Annotated in this window: 16 protein-coding genes; 11 read left to right on the top strand and 5 right to left on the bottom strand. The window is 43.4% G+C overall.

Features of this window, described 5'->3' with window-relative positions:
* Positions 1-31: 31 nt before the first annotated feature.
* The 9 genes from AC4EHK_RS07235 to AC4EHK_RS07195 all read left to right on the top strand — a co-directional run bounded on the left by AC4EHK_RS07235 (position 32) and on the right by AC4EHK_RS07195 (position 7,690).
* Positions 32-1,696, top strand: a complete 1,665-nt coding sequence (locus AC4EHK_RS07235) for a sensor domain-containing protein (RefSeq protein ID WP_490978122.1) — start codon at positions 32-34, stop codon at positions 1,694-1,696.
* A gap of 35 nt (positions 1,697-1,731) precedes the next feature.
* Entirely contained in the window at positions 1,732-2,433 is a 702-nt protein-coding gene (locus tag AC4EHK_RS07230) for a LuxR C-terminal-related transcriptional regulator (protein ID WP_490978121.1), read from the top strand.
* 203 nt (positions 2,434-2,636) lie between these two features.
* Entirely contained in the window at positions 2,637-2,960 is a 324-nt protein-coding gene (locus AC4EHK_RS07225; RefSeq protein WP_490978120.1) for a PadR family transcriptional regulator, read from the top strand.
* Between the two features lie 2 nt (positions 2,961-2,962).
* Positions 2,963-3,334: a DUF1048 domain-containing protein gene (locus AC4EHK_RS07220; RefSeq protein ID WP_490978119.1), complete on the top strand. Its 372-nt coding sequence runs from the start codon at positions 2,963-2,965 to the stop codon at positions 3,332-3,334.
* Between the two features lie 2 nt (positions 3,335-3,336).
* Positions 3,337-3,678: a DUF1048 domain-containing protein gene (locus AC4EHK_RS07215; RefSeq protein WP_490978118.1), complete on the top strand. Its 342-nt coding sequence runs from the start codon at positions 3,337-3,339 to the stop codon at positions 3,676-3,678.
* A gap of 8 nt (positions 3,679-3,686) precedes the next feature.
* Positions 3,687-4,448: an ABC transporter ATP-binding protein gene (locus tag AC4EHK_RS07210; RefSeq protein WP_490978117.1), complete on the top strand. Its 762-nt coding sequence runs from the start codon at positions 3,687-3,689 to the stop codon at positions 4,446-4,448.
* Entirely contained in the window at positions 4,449-5,198 is a 750-nt protein-coding gene (locus AC4EHK_RS07205) for an ABC transporter permease (protein ID WP_490978116.1), read from the top strand.
* 428 nt (positions 5,199-5,626) lie between these two features.
* The gene (locus tag AC4EHK_RS07200; RefSeq protein WP_490978115.1) at positions 5,627-6,283 is read left to right on the top strand and encodes a potassium channel family protein; all 657 of its coding nucleotides are present in this window, start codon (positions 5,627-5,629) and stop codon (positions 6,281-6,283) included.
* An 81-nt stretch (positions 6,284-6,364) separates the two neighbouring features.
* Positions 6,365-7,690 (top strand): TrkH family potassium uptake protein, encoded by a 1,326-nt coding sequence (locus AC4EHK_RS07195; RefSeq protein WP_490978114.1) that lies wholly within the window; start codon positions 6,365-6,367, stop codon positions 7,688-7,690.
* 467 nt (positions 7,691-8,157) lie between these two features.
* Here AC4EHK_RS07195 and kdpC read toward each other — a convergent pair whose 3' ends face one another.
* The 4 genes from kdpC to kdpF are packed head-to-tail and all read right to left on the bottom strand — an operon-like array spanning position 8,158 to position 12,718.
* A complete protein-coding gene (gene kdpC / locus AC4EHK_RS07190) occupies positions 8,158-8,796 on the bottom strand; it encodes a potassium-transporting ATPase subunit KdpC (RefSeq protein WP_490978113.1) in 639 nt (212 codons plus the stop codon).
* 12 nt (positions 8,797-8,808) lie between these two features.
* Positions 8,809-10,905, bottom strand: a complete 2,097-nt coding sequence (gene kdpB / locus AC4EHK_RS07185) for a potassium-transporting ATPase subunit KdpB (protein WP_490978112.1) — start codon at positions 10,903-10,905, stop codon at positions 8,809-8,811.
* A 14-nt stretch (positions 10,906-10,919) separates the two neighbouring features.
* Positions 10,920-12,614 (bottom strand): potassium-transporting ATPase subunit KdpA, encoded by a 1,695-nt coding sequence (kdpA, locus tag AC4EHK_RS07180; protein WP_490978111.1) that lies wholly within the window; start codon positions 12,612-12,614, stop codon positions 10,920-10,922.
* 23 nt (positions 12,615-12,637) lie between these two features.
* Complete coding sequence (kdpF, locus tag AC4EHK_RS07175; protein ID WP_490978938.1) at positions 12,638-12,718, bottom strand: K(+)-transporting ATPase subunit F; 81 nt, start codon at positions 12,716-12,718, stop codon at positions 12,638-12,640.
* A gap of 265 nt (positions 12,719-12,983) precedes the next feature.
* On the opposite strand from kdpF, the gene AC4EHK_RS07170 reads away from it, so the two are divergent.
* Positions 12,984-15,695 (top strand): ATP-binding protein, encoded by a 2,712-nt coding sequence (locus tag AC4EHK_RS07170; protein ID WP_490978110.1) that lies wholly within the window; start codon positions 12,984-12,986, stop codon positions 15,693-15,695.
* Entirely contained in the window at positions 15,688-16,392 is a 705-nt protein-coding gene (locus AC4EHK_RS07165) for a response regulator (protein WP_490978109.1), read from the top strand. The genes AC4EHK_RS07170 and AC4EHK_RS07165 overlap by 8 nt, the downstream gene beginning before the upstream one ends.
* 78 nt (positions 16,393-16,470) lie before the next feature.
* Here the strand turns inward: AC4EHK_RS07165 and AC4EHK_RS07160 are convergent, their stop codons facing one another.
* Complete coding sequence (locus AC4EHK_RS07160) at positions 16,471-16,941, bottom strand: FixH family protein (RefSeq protein ID WP_490978108.1); 471 nt, start codon at positions 16,939-16,941, stop codon at positions 16,471-16,473.
* Between the last annotated feature and the right edge of the window lie 18 nt (positions 16,942-16,959).

Below are 16,959 nucleotides of genomic sequence, written 5' to 3'. Positions count from 1 at the left end.
ATAGGATTCAATGGAGAAAGGAAATCCACAAATGGAAAAAGATAACGTACTTCCCTTTGATAAAGCTTTCATGAGCGCAATAAAAGACATGGTATTTATTGTAAGTACTGAAAACAATTCAATACTCACTTATGCGTTTTTGAATCAAGCTGTATTTGAACGGACAACCTTAACAGCAGATGCAATCGGCAAAACGTTTCAAGAAGTCCATAATGGCCCATTGGCAGAAATATTGACAAGGAACTACGAGAAAGTGTTGACCACTCGAAAAGTCGTTGTCTATACAGATTCTTATAGTTCTCCTACAGGCGAGTTTTATTATTCCGAATCTACTTTAACACCGCTCTTGGATGACGATGGTAACTGCACGCATATCATTGGGGTTGTCAGAGATACTACTGCCGAACGGTTAGCGAAAATGGAAAGTCAGCAAGCATGGAAACGTATACAGGTGAGTCGATCCCGTTACCGGTCACTGTATGACAACAATGCCGATGCTATTCTTTCGCTAGACCTGTCAGGGCATATTCAGTCAGGCAATCAAACGGTTGAAAAGCTGACAGGGTTTTTGCCAGATGACGTTGCCGGCATCGAGTTCAGCAAATTTATTTATGGAAAAGATGCTAAAATGCTGGACTATTTTTACGAGCAAATACTGGTGGGAGGAATCGAAGATTTCAGGACAAAATTCCGAGGAAAATCGGGTCATTTGATTGGTGTATCCATCCAATTTGCACCGATTGAAGAGGATGATGAAATAGTTGGCATCTATGCCGTACTTCGAGATATGAGGGAAATCGAAAAACTAATCAGCCAATATGCTGAAAGCGAAAACCGCTTTCGAATCATCGCCGAAAATGCCCATGATGTCATTGTATTGATGGACTACAAAGGAGAAATTTTGTATGTCTCCCCTTCTATAGAACGTGTTTACGGATTTGACCCAAAAGAGTATATCGAAAAGTCGCCTTTCCACAATGTTCACCCAGAAGATATTTCGCTCGTACGAAACATCTATAAGCAAGCTGTTCAAGAAGCAAAAAATTACGTAATTGAAATACGTCTGGAGCACAAAATAAACGGCTGGCTTTGGTCTGAGCTTCAAGGAACACCTATTTACAATGAACAAGGACAATTTGTTCATATGCTGACGATTACGCGAGACGTTACGTTGCAAAAAGAGCATGAAACAAAACTTCATTATTATGCGTACCATGATTCATTGACCGGATTGCCAAATCGGCGATTTTTCAAGCAACGCTTGTCTGAAGAGATTATTACCCACCAGGACGAGACATTAGCAGTTATTTTGCTGGACATTGACCATTTCAAACAGATTAATGACGACTTTGGCCATGAGGTCGGTGATGCGGTCATTGAGGAATTTAGCAGGCGCGTCAGCCAGCCACTGCAAGTTGGAGATATGGCAGCCCGCCTCGGCGGCGATGAATTTGTCCTGTTGTTGCCGAGCGTGAAAACCCGTGAACAGGCTGAGGACTTGGCACAACACATTCAAACCGCAATGGAAGGGCCATGGTATATGCAAAATGGACCTAAAAAAGTCACAGCCAGCATGGGAGTTGCTCTGGTTTCTCTGGCTGGAGCTACGGTATCATCTATTTTAAAAAGCGCAGATCTAGCGATGTATGATGCGAAAGAAAGCGGACGAGGTACTTATCGCCTTCAAAACTTTTAAATTCAATTTAATAGCAGACAAAAAGGAGTTTTACAATGCATTACCCGAACACCGAAAGCAAACTATCTGTGTTATTGGTCGACACCAATCGTCTTTTAGCAGAAGGTTTGAAATTGATTTTAAATGATTTAGACAATGAATTTTTAATTATCGACCAACACAATGCCTTGATTAACCTTCCTACTGTTTTCGAGGATTTTAGCTCAACCATCATTTTAGCGGAATTGTTCACTAGCGACTCTCAAGGAATCACGGAGCTGCAAGATTTTTTGCTTCAGCATCCTGAAGCAAAAATTATTATTTATTCCATTTCAACTGATAAACAGCACGTTCTCGATACATTAAAGCATGGCGCTGTTGGCTACCTTTCGAAAGATGCTGAAATAGATAAAGTAATCGAAGCTTTGCGTACTGTTGCTAATGGCAATTATTATCTGGATCCTTCTCTTGCACAATTTTTAATCAGCGAAGTCCAACAATTGCATGGCAGAATTAACGGCAATGAACATTTTTCTATCCAAATCGCAGAACCTGGTCCTAAGCTCCTTACGAAGAGAGAAATGGACATCGTCCGCCTATTGGCTCAAGGCCAAAGCAATCGGTTGATTGGCGAATTGCTTGATATTAGTGAAAAAACCGTGAAAAATCATATTTCTAAAATTCTTTCCAAGTTGGATTTGGTCGATCGAACCCAAATAGTTTTAAAGGCCATTAAAAGTGGATGGGTAGCTTTATAGAAAGATTGGCACTCATCTTTATAGGAAGAGCAAAAGCTATTACAAGCTTTTGCTCTTCCTTTTTTGCTGCCTATAGTTTTAAAAATCTTAACTTACGAATACATGGTTTAAGTTTCTTGACAACCCATCTACTTAGTTATACTATATAGTGGTAGTAAGTAATACAGATTAGGTTAATTCATATATTAAAAGAGGTGAACAAAGTGGAAAACAATACCGAAATGTTAAAAGGTGTACTTGAAGGTTGTGTCCTCGAAATTATCAGCCGCGGAGAAACTTATGGGTACGAAATTACGCAAAAGTTGCGGGAACTGGGCTTTACAGATGTTGTTGAAGGAACTATTTACACCATTACCATGCGGCTCGAAAAAAATAATCTTGTGAATATCGATAAAAAAGCCTCTACTAAAGGTCCGCCCAGAAAATTCTACACACTCAACGCGGCTGGCCAAAAACATCTCGAAACTTTCTGGGGAAAATGGGAGTTTGTATCGTCTAAAATCAATCAATTAAAGGGGGAACACTAATTATGTTGGATGCAATTATTAAACTGATCATTGGCGACTTGGAAGAAAAGCGAGCCTACAAAAAACTGATGAACAGAGTTGATTCTCTGCCGCCAGATTATCGGTTTGCATTTCACAAAATTCAACATTACATGTTTAGTGTTGGTCCTGCCAACGGTGATATGACAATATTTACAGACTTGACACTATTTGCGGACTTAGCAGATTTTTTCGAAGCCAGTGCAGCCGAAGGCAAGCCAGTTCTTGAAGTTATAGGTCATGATGTCAGCCAGTTTAGTGATGACTTTATGCGATCTGTGATTCCCAACTTTGAAAGTTCTCGAAATCGCTTGAACAGAGAAGTTATGGAAAACTTTAAGGTGAAGGGGGAATAATCATGCTGGATCTAATCAAAAAAATGATTGGTGATAAAAAAGAGTATAAAAAGCAAATGGCTAGAGCTGAAGCACTTCCCGAAGACTATCGGTTTGTTTTCGAGAAAATTCATGCATACATGTGGAGTTTTGCCGGCGGTGACGGCTCTGATATGTTAAGAACACAACACGAACTACTCGAATTGTTTGAAGCCAGCGCAGCGGATGGCATGCACGTCCTCGATGTCACGGGCAAAGACGTTGCCGAATTTTGTGATGAGTTTTTAAGCGGCACACAAATGTGGACTGACGCCTATCGGCAAAAAATCAACCTCGACATGATGAAGAAATTAGGAAAGGAGTAAGATTCTCTATGAAAGAGGTTGCAATTGCAGTGAATGGTTTGAAAAAATCATTCAAAACCAACCGAGTTCTAGAACATGTAGATTTTGGCGTACAGAGCGGTGAAATTTTTGCGTTGCTGGGTTCTAATGGATCAGGAAAAACAACAATCGTTAACATTCTTTCAACTTTAATGAAACCCGACGCTGGCGAAATAAAAGTAGCTGGATTGGATGTGCTGCTGCATCCCGATCAAATCCGGCAAAAAATTAGTTTGACGGGACAGTTTTCTGCTATCGATGGCGTTCTCACTGGTCGGGAAAACCTGATTATGATTGCTAAATTACGTGGAGTTTCCAAACCGCACCAAGTTGCAGATAAACTGCTTGCCAAATTCAGCTTGTCCGATTCCGCCGATCGCCGGGCAGAGAAATACTCTGGCGGCATGAAACGCCGGCTCGATATTGCCATGAGTTTAATCGGTTCTCCGGAAGTTATTTTTCTTGATGAACCGACCACAGGGCTTGATCCGGAATCGCGACTTGAAGTTTGGCGTACGATAAAAGAGCTGGCAGGCGGAGGTGCCACGATTTTATTAACGACCCAATACCTCGAGGAAGCTGAACAGCTGGCAGACCGTATTGCCATATTGCATAATGGGAAAATCATCACAACCGGAACGCTTGCTGAATTAAAAAAGATGTTCCCCCCTGCTAAACTGGAATATGTTGAAAAACAGCCGACACTGGAGGAAGTGTTCCTGGCCATTATTAACAAAAAGGAGAGAATCTAAATGAAAAGCAAAACTGGAGTTTTGTTGGGACGCCTCATGCGTAACATTTTACGCAGTCCTGACACGATTATCACAGTAGCGATTACCCCAATCATAATGCTCTTGTTGTTTGTCTATGTCTTTGGAGGCGCAATAGATACGGGGACAACAAACTACGTCAATTATTTATTGCCGGGAATTTTGCTGATTACCATTGCATCGGGCGTCGCCTATACTTCACTGCGGCTGTATAACGATGTTCAAGGTGGCTTAATGGCACGTTTCCTTACGATGCCCATCAAACGCTCCTCCATTTTATGGTCGCATGTACTGACTTCGCTTGTTTCCAACTCGATTGCAGTCCTGGTGGTCATTGGCGCTGGCTTGTTAATGGGTTTCCGTTCAAGTGCAGGCATCTTGGAATGGCTGGCAGTAGTTGGGATACTGGGGCTATTTATGCTGGCCTTAACATGGCTGGCCATTATTCCGGGATTGAAAGCCGGTTCAATGGAAGGTGCGACAGCTTATTCCTACCCCTTGATCTTCCTTCCATTTATTAGCTCTGCTTTTGTTCCCACTGAAACTATGCCTGCCATGGTCAGGATCTTCGCTGAAAATCAGCCTGTGACTTCCATTGTGAATTCGATTCGTGCGTTATTGTATGATGGGACTGTAGGCACTGATATTTGGATGGCGCTTGCTTGGTGTATGGTTATAATGATCATCGCCTATTCCATAGCACTCAATGTTTTTAAAAACAAAGCTTGGTGACTCTAAAGAGTGCGCCGCCTGCCAAGCTACACTCTGCCACCGAGCTCATGCTATAAGTTAAATCGATTATCTATATTGCTAAAAACATTCGAGTCTTTGGTTCAGCTTGTCTATTTTTTCGGTTTGCAAAAGCTAAAAAACATTTATTGACAAGCAATATAAAGAAGCGTAGCTTGTTATTTATCGAAAATAAATATCGATCTGACTTTTATTTGCTAGTTCTTATAAACGAAGCGGACAGTATTCAATTTTCTGCAGGCTTTCTTAGGTCAAAATCGGCTTGTCTAGAGAGATGCTTACAAGTCCATCGTCTGTAAACTTTGTTTGCGTTCATGGCATGGTTCGTGAAATTGATTTACAGCACAAGCTGAGACCATTCATACCAATGGTCTCTTTTGTTGAGTAACAGATAGAAAAGAGGAAATTTAATGGAGAAACAATTTGTCGTCATCGGACTGGGCCGCTTTGGCAGCAGTGTTTGCAGGGAACTTTATGCGATGGGGCACGAAATACTGGCGATGGATCTGACGGAAGAGCGTGTCGATGCGATGTCTGAATTTGCTACACATACCGTAGTAGCTGACGGCACTGACGAAAGAGATTTAAAGGCCTTAGGGGTGCGGAATTTTGAGCATGCCATTGTCGCGTTTGGTGAAGATTTGCAGGCAAGTGTCTTGTGTACGCTTATGCTGAAAGAAATGGGTGTTCCCAATGTGTGGGTAAAGGCAAGTGATCACCAACACCAGCTCATTTTAGAAAAAGTGGGAGCTGATCGAGTCATCCAACCTGAAAAAGAGATGGGTATTCGGGTAGCTCACCTTTTGGATTCTGATAAAATTGTCGACTATATTGAACTGTCGAAAGATTATAGCATCATTGAGTTGATTGCACCTTCCAATATGTCTGGGAAAACCTTGAAACAGCTTAATATTCGTGAAAAATATGGTTGTATCATTCTAGCTATTAAACGATTTGAAGATGTCAATATTGCACCTTTGCCAGAAGATGAAGTTTTCAAGGGAGATATTTTAATCACTATGGGCCACAGAAAAAGTTTAAGGCGATTTGAAGAAAAAGGCATGTAACATAAGCAATAGTATACGTAACTAATTGTCAGCACTCAGAAATGAAGCTTTTTTATCCCTTTAATTAGGAAGTGTCCCGAAATGCCCCTGACAAAAAAGAAAAAACACCTGTCCCCTCCCATTGTCATTTCAGGGAGCTTTATTGCACTGATCTTATTTGGCACCATGTTGTTGAAGCTGCCATTTGCTTCGGTAACACCAATTACGTGGGTGGATGCCTTTTTTACGGCTACTTCAGCAACAACAGTTACAGGATTGGTCGTCTTCGATCCTGGAAATACATTGACTCTTTTTGGCGAACTGGTCTTACTGGTTCTCATCCAAAGCGGCGGAATTGGCTTAATGACCTTTGCAGTGGCGCTTTTTATGCTGCTCGGCAAAAAAGTGGGCCTACAAAATCGGGTTTATCTTCAAGAGGCTTTTAACCAAAATTCTCTGGGAGGCATTGTCAAACTTGCACGCCTGATCCTGTTTTTTGTTTTAAGCATTGAGGCTGTTGCCACACTGCTTTTGACTCTCTATTGGTTTCCCGATTACGGTTGGGCGCACGCATTTTACTTGAGTGTATTTCATGTAATTTCCGCCTTTAACAATGCTGGGTTTTCCTTGTTTGAAGATGGCTTGATTCGCTTTGCGGGAGATCCGCTCGTGAACTTACTATTATCCTCATTGTTTATTATTGGTGGGATTGGATTTACGGTAGTAATTGATATTTATCAGAAGAAATCATTCTTTCATTGGTCACTCCATACGAAACTAATGGTGACAGGAACACTAATTTTAAATGCAGCTGCAACTGTTGTGTTTTTCCTGCTGGAGTACAACAATAACAACACAATCGGTGAGTTTTCCCTTTATAAAAAAACCATTGTGTCTTATTTTAGTGCGGTCACTCCAAGAACTGCCGGCTTTAATACATTGGACTATGGCATGTTGGAAGACCCGACCTTGTTGTTTACGATGATGTTGATGTTTATTGGTGCCGGCAGTGCCTCGACGGCATCGGGTATTAAGTTAAGTACGTTTATCGTTGTTATTTTGGCAACTTTCTCTTTTTTCCGCGGACGTGAAGAACCTGAAATATTCGGACGCACGATTCGAATGCGGACCGTAATTCGTTCTTTGGCCATTACAACTTTAGGTGTCTTGACCGTGGTCATATTCTTGTTCTTGCTAACCATTTCAGAATCCATCCCCTTTCTGCCATTAGCGTTCGAAATTGTTTCCGCGTTTGGGACCGTTGGATTGTCCATGGGAATTACCGCTGATTTGAGTGATGCTGGAAAAATTTTATTGAGTGTGCTGATGTTTTTGGGCCGTGTTGGGCCGCTAACACTGTTCTTCTTGTTCCTCAAACCGAAAAAAGTGAAGTACCGTTACCCGTATGATCAAATCTTTACAGGCTGACAGCCAACGAAAAAAAGCAGAGCTATTGCATCTCTGCTTTTTGCGTTCAGACTGTAAAAAAAGGCCCAATAAATGAATAGTCATGTATAAATCCAACCGGTCCGGCCACTTCGCTTTCCGTGGGCTCAGCTTCAGCCTCCTCGTCACTTTCGTTCCTGCGGGGTCTTCAGCTTTCGCTGCCCCACAGGAGTCTTCGTGGCCAGCCAGGTTGGATTGATTAAAGAGTGCAGAGTGAAGCGACTTGAATGAGCCCCCAGGAGCTTGCAACGAGGAGGCTCAGCGCTTCGTCCTGTCTCACCTGCTGCATGACCCACATCCTGTGGGGCCAAAAGCGTCCGGCTGGAGCGAAACGCAAAACAGCTGCCGAGGTTTCTCGACAGCCTGACAAAAAGCAGAGATATTGCATCTCTGCTTTTTAAGTTGGCCTATTTGCTGTTTGCATTCTACTCTCATGAACTTCTGAAAAATTAACCTTCCTCTATTTCTTTGAAAATGGCTAAGTTTACAGCCAGCACGTTGACCGTTTCTTCTCCAAACACTCCAGCCCAACGCCCTTCCGTATTCGCTTGCACTATGCGGAGCAGTTCTTCTTTAGATATGCCGCTTTCCGCTGCTACACGATCCATTTGAATGGCAGCTGCCTCTGCGCTAATATGAGGGTCCTGCCCGGAACCTGAAGCTGTCAGCAAATCTGCAGGAATCTGCTCTTGATTCACAGTTGGGTTGTTTTCTAAAAATGCTTCAATATCAGCTGCAATTCGTTTTTCCAATTCAGGGTTGGACGGGGCATAGTTGAACGATCCAGAACTGACCCCACTATATGCCGCTTCCCCCTGATCGTTTACCAGCGCATCTTCTGCTGAATAGACATTATAATTAATGGATGAGACACGTCCGTGAAAATACTCAGGCGAGGTGAATGCCTGTCCGATTTTTTCAGAACCGACCGTTTGGCCATCCAGTTCGATCATGCTGCCATTTGCTTCGTGAGTGAAAAAAGCTTGAGCAACTGCAGTGACGGCAAATGGATACAACAATCCGCATAGTAAAAACATAACCAACGTAATCAATATGGCTTGTTTGGCGTTTTCAAAAAAAGTTTTCATCGTTCTGCCTCCCTATAATCCCATCATCCGTAAACTCGGACTGATTATTAAATCAATCAGCTTAATGCCAACAAATGGAGCGATAATGCCCCCTATACCATAAATCAGTAAATTTTTGCTTAACAACCGGCTTGCGCTCATCGGCTTGTATTGAACGCCTTTCATCGCAATTGGAATTAAAAGCGGGATGATGATTGCATTAAAAATCAAGGCCGAAATAATTGCACTGGATGGCGAATCCAGCCGCATGACATTCAAGGCTTCCATTTCCGGTACTGCAATAACCAACATTGCTGGAATGATGGCAAAATATTTAGCTGCATCATTCGCTACGCTGAAAGTTGTCAGTGCCCCACGTGTCATAAGAAGCTGCTTGCCGATTGCTACGACTTCAATAATTTTGGTCGGATTAGAGTCCAGGTCCACCATATTGGCAGCTTCTTTGGCAGCATTGGTCCCCGAATTCATTGCAATGCCGACGTTAGCTTGCGCAAGAGCAGGAGCATCGTTGGTACCGTCACCGGTCATCGCGACTACTCTTCCAAGTGCTTGTTCTTCTCTGATCAGCCTGATTTTGTCTTCCGGTTTGCTTTCGGCTACGAAACTGTCGACTCCCGCTTCTTTTGCGATTGAAGCGGCCGTCAACGGGTTATCGCCCGTGCACATAATGGTTTTTATGCCCATCGTGCGAAGCTGTTCAAATCGTTCTTTTAATCCCGCTTTTACAATGTCTTTTAAATAAATGACGCCAAGAATTTCATTGTTTTTCATCACTGCCAGAGGCGTTCCTCCAACTGATGACACTTGGTTAACCAATTGATCCAAATCGTTCGGAACAGATTTACCGGCTGCAACGGCCTGTTTTTTGATTTCATCAAAAGCCCCTTTTCGAATGCTGGTACCGTCCTGCAAATCAAGGCCGCTCATCCGGGTTTGTGCAGTAAATGGGATATGGCTGCTGTTTTTCTTAATATTTTCCTCATCTGACATGTCCAAGTTCATGGTTGCCGCAAGCGTCACGACGGACTTTCCTTCCGGTGTATCATCCGTCAGTGAACTTAACCAAGCCACTTTTGCCAACTCTTCGTGGCGAATGCCTTTGACCGGCTTGAACTCTGTCGCCATCCGATTCCCATAAGTGATTGTTCCTGTTTTATCCAGTATCAACGTATCCACGTCACCGGAAGTTTCTACGGCTTTCCCTGATAAGGCAATCACATTAAACTGGGTAACACGATCCATTCCCGCTATCCCGATAGCAGATAACAATCCGCCAATGGTAGTCGGTATGAGGCAAACCATCAATGCAATCAATGTAGAAATTGAAATGTCGACGCCCAAATACAAAGTCATGGGGTAAAGTGAAACAACTACCAGCAAGAAGATGATCGTCAAACTTACCAGTATCGTATTTAACGCGATTTCGTTGGGTGTTTTTTTGCGGCTCGCTCCTTCAATCAATGAAATCATCTTATCCAGAAATGATTCACCCGGAAGAGAAGTGATCTCCATTTTCAGCCAATCACTTGTTACACGTGTGCCACCGGTTACGGATGAAAAGTCTCCTCCCCGCTCTTTTATCACCGGTGCCGATTCGCCCGTAATGGCTGATTCGTCAACTGTTGCAATCCCATCCAGCACTTCGCCATCGTTTGGAATGATCTCGCCTTTACGGACAAGGACGACGTCACCTTTCTTTAACAGATGAGCCGGTTTCATCGTTTCCGAACCATCCGCCAGCAGCACACGGGCTTCTGTAATGGTTCGGGCTTTTTTCAAACTGTCTACTTGCGCTTTCCCTCGCCCTTCGGCTATTGCTTCTGCAAAGTTCGCAAACAAAATCGTGACAAACAACAGAAAAGCGACAATGCCATTGTAAACTCGACTTTGTCCCATACCAACCTCATTGAGTATGTCTGGAAAAATCGTCAAAACAAATACAAGCAGAAATCCAATTTCAACCACAAACATGACTGGATTTTTCATCATCCTAACTGGGTTGAATTTTTTAAAGGCATTAATCGTTGAGTTTTTCAAAATCTCTTTGGAAATAAAATGTTTGCGAGAATCTGTTACTTGTGGGTCTTCTTCTCTTAATACCGTCTGCATAGCTGTTCACCTCATCAGAAATTTAACTGCAAATGTTCAGTAATTGGCCCAAGTGCCACGGCCGGTAGAAAAGTTAATGCGCCAATCATTAAAACTACGCCTACTAGAAGGAAAGTAAACAAAGCATTATCTGTTTTTAGCGTACCGACAGAATCAGCATGCCACAATTTAACAGCTAAAAGAGAGGCGACGGCAAGCTGTAAAATCAGCGATAAGTATCGCCCAAAAAACATCGCCATTCCAGTCGTGATATTCCAAAATGCCGAGTTGTCAGCTAAGCCTTCAAATCCTGATCCATTATTGGCCGCAGAAGATGCAAACTCATACAAAACTTGGGACAGCCCGTGCGCTCCTGGATTGGTGATCCCGGAAACCCCTCCTGCTGAGACAACGGCTAGACCAGACAGCAGCAAAATGAGCGCCGGATGGATCAGCAAGCAAAGCGCGATGAGCTTCATTTCTTTTTCTTCTATTTTTTTGCCCAAAAACTGCGGCGTCCGGCCAATCATCAGGCAAGCTGCAAAGATAGTCAGAAATACATACATCATCATATTCATTAACCCAACACCTTTGCCTCCGAACACCACGTTCAGCATCATATTAAACATGGCAACAAGCCCACCGACCGGGGTCAGGGTATCGTGCATATTATTAATGGACCCGGAAGTAAAGGCTGTAGTGACAACCGTAAACAGCGATGATTGCGCTATGCCAAAGCGCATCTCTTTTCCTTCCATGCTGCCAATCTCCTGTGAAATGCCAAGCTTATCGATCATAGGATTTCCAGAACTCTCAGCCATATAGCAAACTATAACGCCTATCAAAAAAAGTATGCTCATGGCTGAAAAGATCGCAATTCCCTGTTTTCCGACAAGAGCTTTTTTCCGGCGCTGGGCGACCATCAACCCAAATGCAACCACACAGGCGCCTGGCAGCAGCATCATCGACAGCATTTCCACAATATTGGTTATGACGTTTGGATTTTCAAACGGCGTCGTCGAATTGGCTCCGTTAAAACCGCCTCCATTTGTGCCGATATGCTTAATCGATTCCAGCGAAGCAATGGGGCCGAGTGCAATGTCCTGAAGACTCCCTTCTAGGGTCTCGACAGTTTGGTTTGAGTTAAGTGTCTGCGGCACACCTTGTGAGACCAAGATCACAGAAACCACAAGCGAAACCGGCAATAGGACACGCGTAATAACGCGAATAAAATCCACAAAAAAGTTCCCTAACGTATCGGTATTGGCAACCAGCCTTCTGCAAAAAGCCATGCACGCGGCATACCCAGTTGCAGCAGATGTGAACATCATAAATGTGATGACCAGCATCTGGGACAGATAGCTCAAAGCCGACTCTCCACTGTAATGCTGAAGATTCGTATTGGTCATAAATGAAATTATCGTATTAAAAGACAGCGTTTCTTCCATGCCACTGATGTCGTTCGGATTCAAGAACAGCCACGATTGCATCCGCAGCAAGCCATATCCGATAAATACCATAAGGGCATTGGATAAAATTAAAGCCAGCACATATTGCTTGCCAGTCATATCATTTTGTTTGACACCGCTTATTTTATAAATTATTCGATCAATTGGATCAAAGATTGGATCGAACCACGTCTTTTTGTGCATCGTCACTCGATATAAATAATGGCCCGCCAATAAAACTAGCGGCAGATAAATCACCAATACAGCAGCAATTTGCAACATCTTCCCTACCTCCTACTGAACTTTTAATATTTTTCCGGAAATAACAATGCATGGCCCAAATAGCCAAATAACAAAACAATAATAATTCCTAAACCAATCCACATACGCTTGTTTCCTCCTTATTGTTCCTTTTTGCTAAAGCACCAGTTCGCCAATCCGTAAAGACTGGCAAAGCTCAGTATAAGCAGTCCGATCATGTAGACATCTGTCATGTTCCCCATCCTTTCGCTGCTGATATTTTCATCATAGGGTACTTCAACTTAATGCAGCGTTAGGAAAAACGATTTTTCACTAAGACCGCATAAAGATGGAAATCTTAACGCTGTCTTAATGGGACTAGAGGCTATAATAGAAAAGAGGTGAATATAGATGGAAGAGATGCGCCCAAGCCCTGAGGATTTTCTGGCGAAGATTAAGAAAGAAGAGTACGAAGCCAAAACCGGCAAACTGAAGATTTTTCTCGGCTATGCTGCTGGAGTTGGCAAAACCTATGCCATGCTCGATGCAGCACATGAAGCCCAAAGACAGCAGATGGATGTAGCAATTGGTTATATCGAACCTCATGCACGTCCTGAAACAGCTGCTTTGGTGGATGGCCTTGAACAAATTCCTACAAGAAAAGTCAATTACAAAGGAAAAATTATAGAAGAGTTGGATATTGATGCCGTCTTGGCTCGAAAACCCGAGCTGGTGCTGATCGACGAATTGGCTCATTCCAATGTTCCGGCTATGCGCCATTTAAAACGCTATGGTGATGTGGAAGAGCTGTTGGCTGCAGGCATCCATGTTTATACGACCGTGAATATCCAGCACATAGAAAGCTTGCAGGACTTAGTACAAGACATTACCGGAATAAAAGTACGCGAGCGCATTCCAGACTACTTGATTGATCACGCCAGCCAATTAAAACTGGTGGATATTGAACCCGAAGATTTAATTCAGCGGCTTAATCAAGGGAAAATTTACTCAATCGAACAAGCGGAAAAAGCAGTTCACTCATTTTTTAAAAAGAAAAATTTAGAAGCTCTTCGAGAAATTGCATTGCGAAAAACGGCGGATACTCTTTTTCATCAAAAAAATGTAAAAAAAGAGGCGGCCGAACAAAGGCAGCAAGTAGAAGAACATATATTGGTAGGCATCAGCAGTTCCCCGACCAACGCAAAAGTGATTCGTTCCGCAGCCCGTTTGGCACATGCACTCCCCGGAAAATTCACTGGGCTTTATGTGCAAAGCATAAAGAAAACGCACAAAAGCCAAGCTGATATTGAGCGGGTACAGCAGCACATGAAACTGGTTGAGCAATTGGGGGGCAATGTGGTCATTGTTCAGGAAGACGATGTTTCAGCAGCCATTGCCAACTATGCTTTATTCAGCGGCGTTACCAAACTTGTCATCGGCCGGACAAGTTCAACAAGCAAATGGCGGCCTTTTGATGCTAAGATCAGTGATTCATTTTCCGATTTGCTTCCGAACACTGCGATCCATATTGTACCGGACTCGGAAAAAACACCGTTGCGCAATCCAGATATTCGCTTTCGCCTGACATTCCAATGGATGGATATGCTCAAACTTTTTATCGTATTTAGTTTTGCTACTTTGATTGGTCTTTTTTTCTTAAGGTACGGAGTCAGCGAATCGAATATCATTACCATTTACATTCTGGCCATTTTGCTACTGGCCACTTGGACTTCCGGCTGGCTCATGAACTTTATCAGCTCGTTTGCTGCCGTGTTGACGTTTAACTTCTTTTTTACGGAACCCCGTTTTTCATTTCAGGCGTACCACCAGGATTACCCCATGACATTTTTTATCATGTTTCTTTCCGGGTTGATCGCAAGCAGTCTGACTCGAAAAGTACGGGAACAGGCTGTCGCTGCTGTCCAGAAATCGTACCGGATGGAAGTGCTCTTGGAAACCAATCGCAAGCTGCAGCATGCCAAGTCATATGAAGAAATTATTAAAGAAGGTATGGAGCAAATGGTTAAACTTGTTGAAAAACCCATCGTATTTTCTGAAATCCGCAATAAATTGATCGGCCAGACTGATTTTTTTCAAACCGACAATTTAAGCAGTGCTGAAAACCAACAAGCAGCGGTGGCATTCAACAATGCCAGTGAACGCGGTGTGGTGACTTGGGTAGCAAACAATAAGCAGATGGCGGGTATTTCAACGGATATTTTTCCAGAAGCGCAAGCGTATTATTTGCCGGTATTGTCCGGCAATGCTGTAACGGGTGTTATTGGCATCGGTTTGTCAAAAGAAACTCCCCTTCCTGCATTCGAACGCCATATTTTGCATGCCATCATTAATGATTTTTCGTTTGCTCTGGATAAATGGCATTTGCAAAAAGTAAATGAAGAAGTGGCCAAAGAAGCAGAACTCGAACAAATGCGGGCAAACTTATTGCGGGCTATATCCCACGATTTGCGGACACCGCTCACGAGCATTTCGGGAAATGCGGATATATTATTGACCAACAGTGAGCAACTCAGCAACCAAGAGAAAAAACGGCTGTACCAGGACATGTACAGCAATTCCAGATGGCTGGTGCAGATGGTGGAAAACTTATTGGCTGTGTCCAGACTCGAAAACGGAGAACTTGGCATCGAACTTCAGCCAGAAATTGTGCTCGAAATTATTCAGGAAGCAATTTCCCACGCAGCAGGCATACAGCAGAGCCACGAAATTATATACAATGTTGAACCCGAATTGCTGATGGCGGAAATGGATGCCCGCCTCATTATTCAAGTTTTTATCAACTTGATTGATAATGCGTTGACTTATACACCCGCAGGCAGCTGCATCGTTTTACATGCCAGTGAAAAGGACGGCAAAGTGCTGTTCAGTGTTCAAGATAATGGACCTGGGATTGACGACGCCTTAAAAGAAAAACTATTTGAACCTTTTACAACCGGAAAGATCCAGCGGAGCGACAGCCGAAGAGGACTTGGACTCGGTCTTGCCCTGTGCCAAACTATTTTAAAATTGCACGGCAGCGAACTGACCGTTGGAGACCACAAGCCGACAGGAACCGTATTTAGTTTCTCACTGAAAAAAGGGATGGTGACAATCGATGAATAAACGAATCCTGATTGTTGAAGATGACATAGCCATCGGCAATTTGATCAAAATGACCTTATCCACCCAGCAGTATGAATATGACTTGGCTGCGGATGGCAAAAGTGCGATTCAAAAAACCTTGTCCTTAAAACCTGATTTAATAATTTTGGACTTGGGGCTGCCGGATATGGACGGCGCCGATGTTATTAAAAGCATCCTCAGCTGGTCGCAAATCCCAATTATTGTCGTTAGCGCGCGCGGCGAAGAGTCCGATAAAATACAGGCTCTGGACGCAGGGGCGGATGATTATGTGACCAAGCCTTTTAGTGTTGATGAGCTGCTGGCACGCATCCGCGCGGCTTTAAGAAGAACCGCAAGCGAGCGCCATAAGGAAAATGAAAGCCCAATTTTCGTTAATGGCAAACTGGCCATTGATTACTTGGCAAATACGGTTTCCGTAAATGGCGAAGAAGTGCACTTAACGCCTATTGAATACAAATTATTGGTTGTGTTGTCTAAGCATGTCGGGAAAGTGCTGACGCACAATTTCTTATTAAAAGAAATCTGGCAAACCGTGCTTTCTTCAGATGTTCCCAGCCTGCGTGTTTTTATGGCCACTCTGCGGAAAAAAATAGAGCAGGACACTGCACATCCAGAATATATTCAAACGCATATTCGGGTAGGTTACCGCATGCTTCGGCACAGTGACCGCGATTAAAAACCATATGTAACTGTCCATCAAAAAAACCGTCCAACTAGATTCCACAGAACCAGGTTGGACGATTTTTATAGGGTACTAATGATGATGTTCAGGTGCTCCTTCTGCCGGTGCGGGTCCTTTTTGCAAACTCTCCAGCTCACTGTCTGAAAGTTCGCCGACTACAAATTGGTGCTGCGGGCTGACGAGAGATCCGTTGTTTCCAGCATGCACTTCCAAGTAGTACAAGCCATCGTTTTCAAATTCCACAGAGAGCTCATACACCCCTTCTCCTGCATTAATGGCTTCTTCCATTGGAAAACGCACCGATCCATCCCGGTTCCATACTTCAAAATGAACAAAATCGGCTGTTTCCAGCAACTCGCCTTCTTGCTGCAAAACAGCCTGCAGCACAATTTTTTCTCCTGAAACAAGTTGATCCGGCGTGTTCACTTTCACTTGGAGCGGCGATTCCTTTGTATACAAATCTGCCGCATCGCTGCGCAGCGAACAGCCGCTCAACACGGCTAATCCAATGATGATAGAAGCAACTAAACTGGCTTTTTTCATTTCAGCAATCCCCCTTTC

Source organism: Planococcus sp. TJ-307, assembly GCF_058268435.1.
This window is presented reverse-complemented; position numbering and strand designations above follow the sequence as displayed.

Excerpts from the sequence above, each read along its gene's own strand:
- AC4EHK_RS07235 (WP_490978122.1), top strand. The coding sequence starts at position 32 with ATGGAAAAAGATAACGTACTTCCCTTTGATAAAGCTTTCATGAGCGCA.
- AC4EHK_RS07230 (WP_490978121.1), top strand. The coding sequence starts at position 1,732 with ATGCATTACCCGAACACCGAAAGCAAACTATCTGTGTTATTGGTCGAC.
- AC4EHK_RS07220 (WP_490978119.1), top strand. The coding sequence starts at position 2,963 with ATGTTGGATGCAATTATTAAACTGATCATTGGCGACTTGGAAGAAAAG.
- AC4EHK_RS07215 (WP_490978118.1), top strand. The coding sequence starts at position 3,337 with ATGCTGGATCTAATCAAAAAAATGATTGGTGATAAAAAAGAGTATAAA.
- AC4EHK_RS07210 (WP_490978117.1), top strand. The coding sequence starts at position 3,687 with ATGAAAGAGGTTGCAATTGCAGTGAATGGTTTGAAAAAATCATTCAAA.
- AC4EHK_RS07205 (WP_490978116.1), top strand. The coding sequence starts at position 4,449 with ATGAAAAGCAAAACTGGAGTTTTGTTGGGACGCCTCATGCGTAACATT.
- AC4EHK_RS07200 (WP_490978115.1), top strand. The coding sequence starts at position 5,627 with ATGGAGAAACAATTTGTCGTCATCGGACTGGGCCGCTTTGGCAGCAGT.
- AC4EHK_RS07195 (WP_490978114.1), top strand. The coding sequence starts at position 6,365 with ATGCCCCTGACAAAAAAGAAAAAACACCTGTCCCCTCCCATTGTCATT.
- kdpC (WP_490978113.1), bottom strand. The coding sequence starts at position 8,796 with ATGAAAACTTTTTTTGAAAACGCCAAACAAGCCATATTGATTACGTTG.
- kdpB (WP_490978112.1), bottom strand. The coding sequence starts at position 10,905 with ATGCAGACGGTATTAAGAGAAGAAGACCCACAAGTAACAGATTCTCGC.
- kdpA (WP_490978111.1), bottom strand. The coding sequence starts at position 12,614 with ATGTTGCAAATTGCTGCTGTATTGGTGATTTATCTGCCGCTAGTTTTA.
- kdpF (WP_490978938.1), bottom strand. The coding sequence starts at position 12,718 with ATGTGGATTGGTTTAGGAATTATTATTGTTTTGTTATTTGGCTATTTG.
- AC4EHK_RS07170 (WP_490978110.1), top strand. The coding sequence starts at position 12,984 with ATGGAAGAGATGCGCCCAAGCCCTGAGGATTTTCTGGCGAAGATTAAG.
- AC4EHK_RS07165 (WP_490978109.1), top strand. The coding sequence starts at position 15,688 with ATGAATAAACGAATCCTGATTGTTGAAGATGACATAGCCATCGGCAAT.
- AC4EHK_RS07160 (WP_490978108.1), bottom strand. The coding sequence starts at position 16,941 with ATGAAAAAAGCCAGTTTAGTTGCTTCTATCATCATTGGATTAGCCGTG.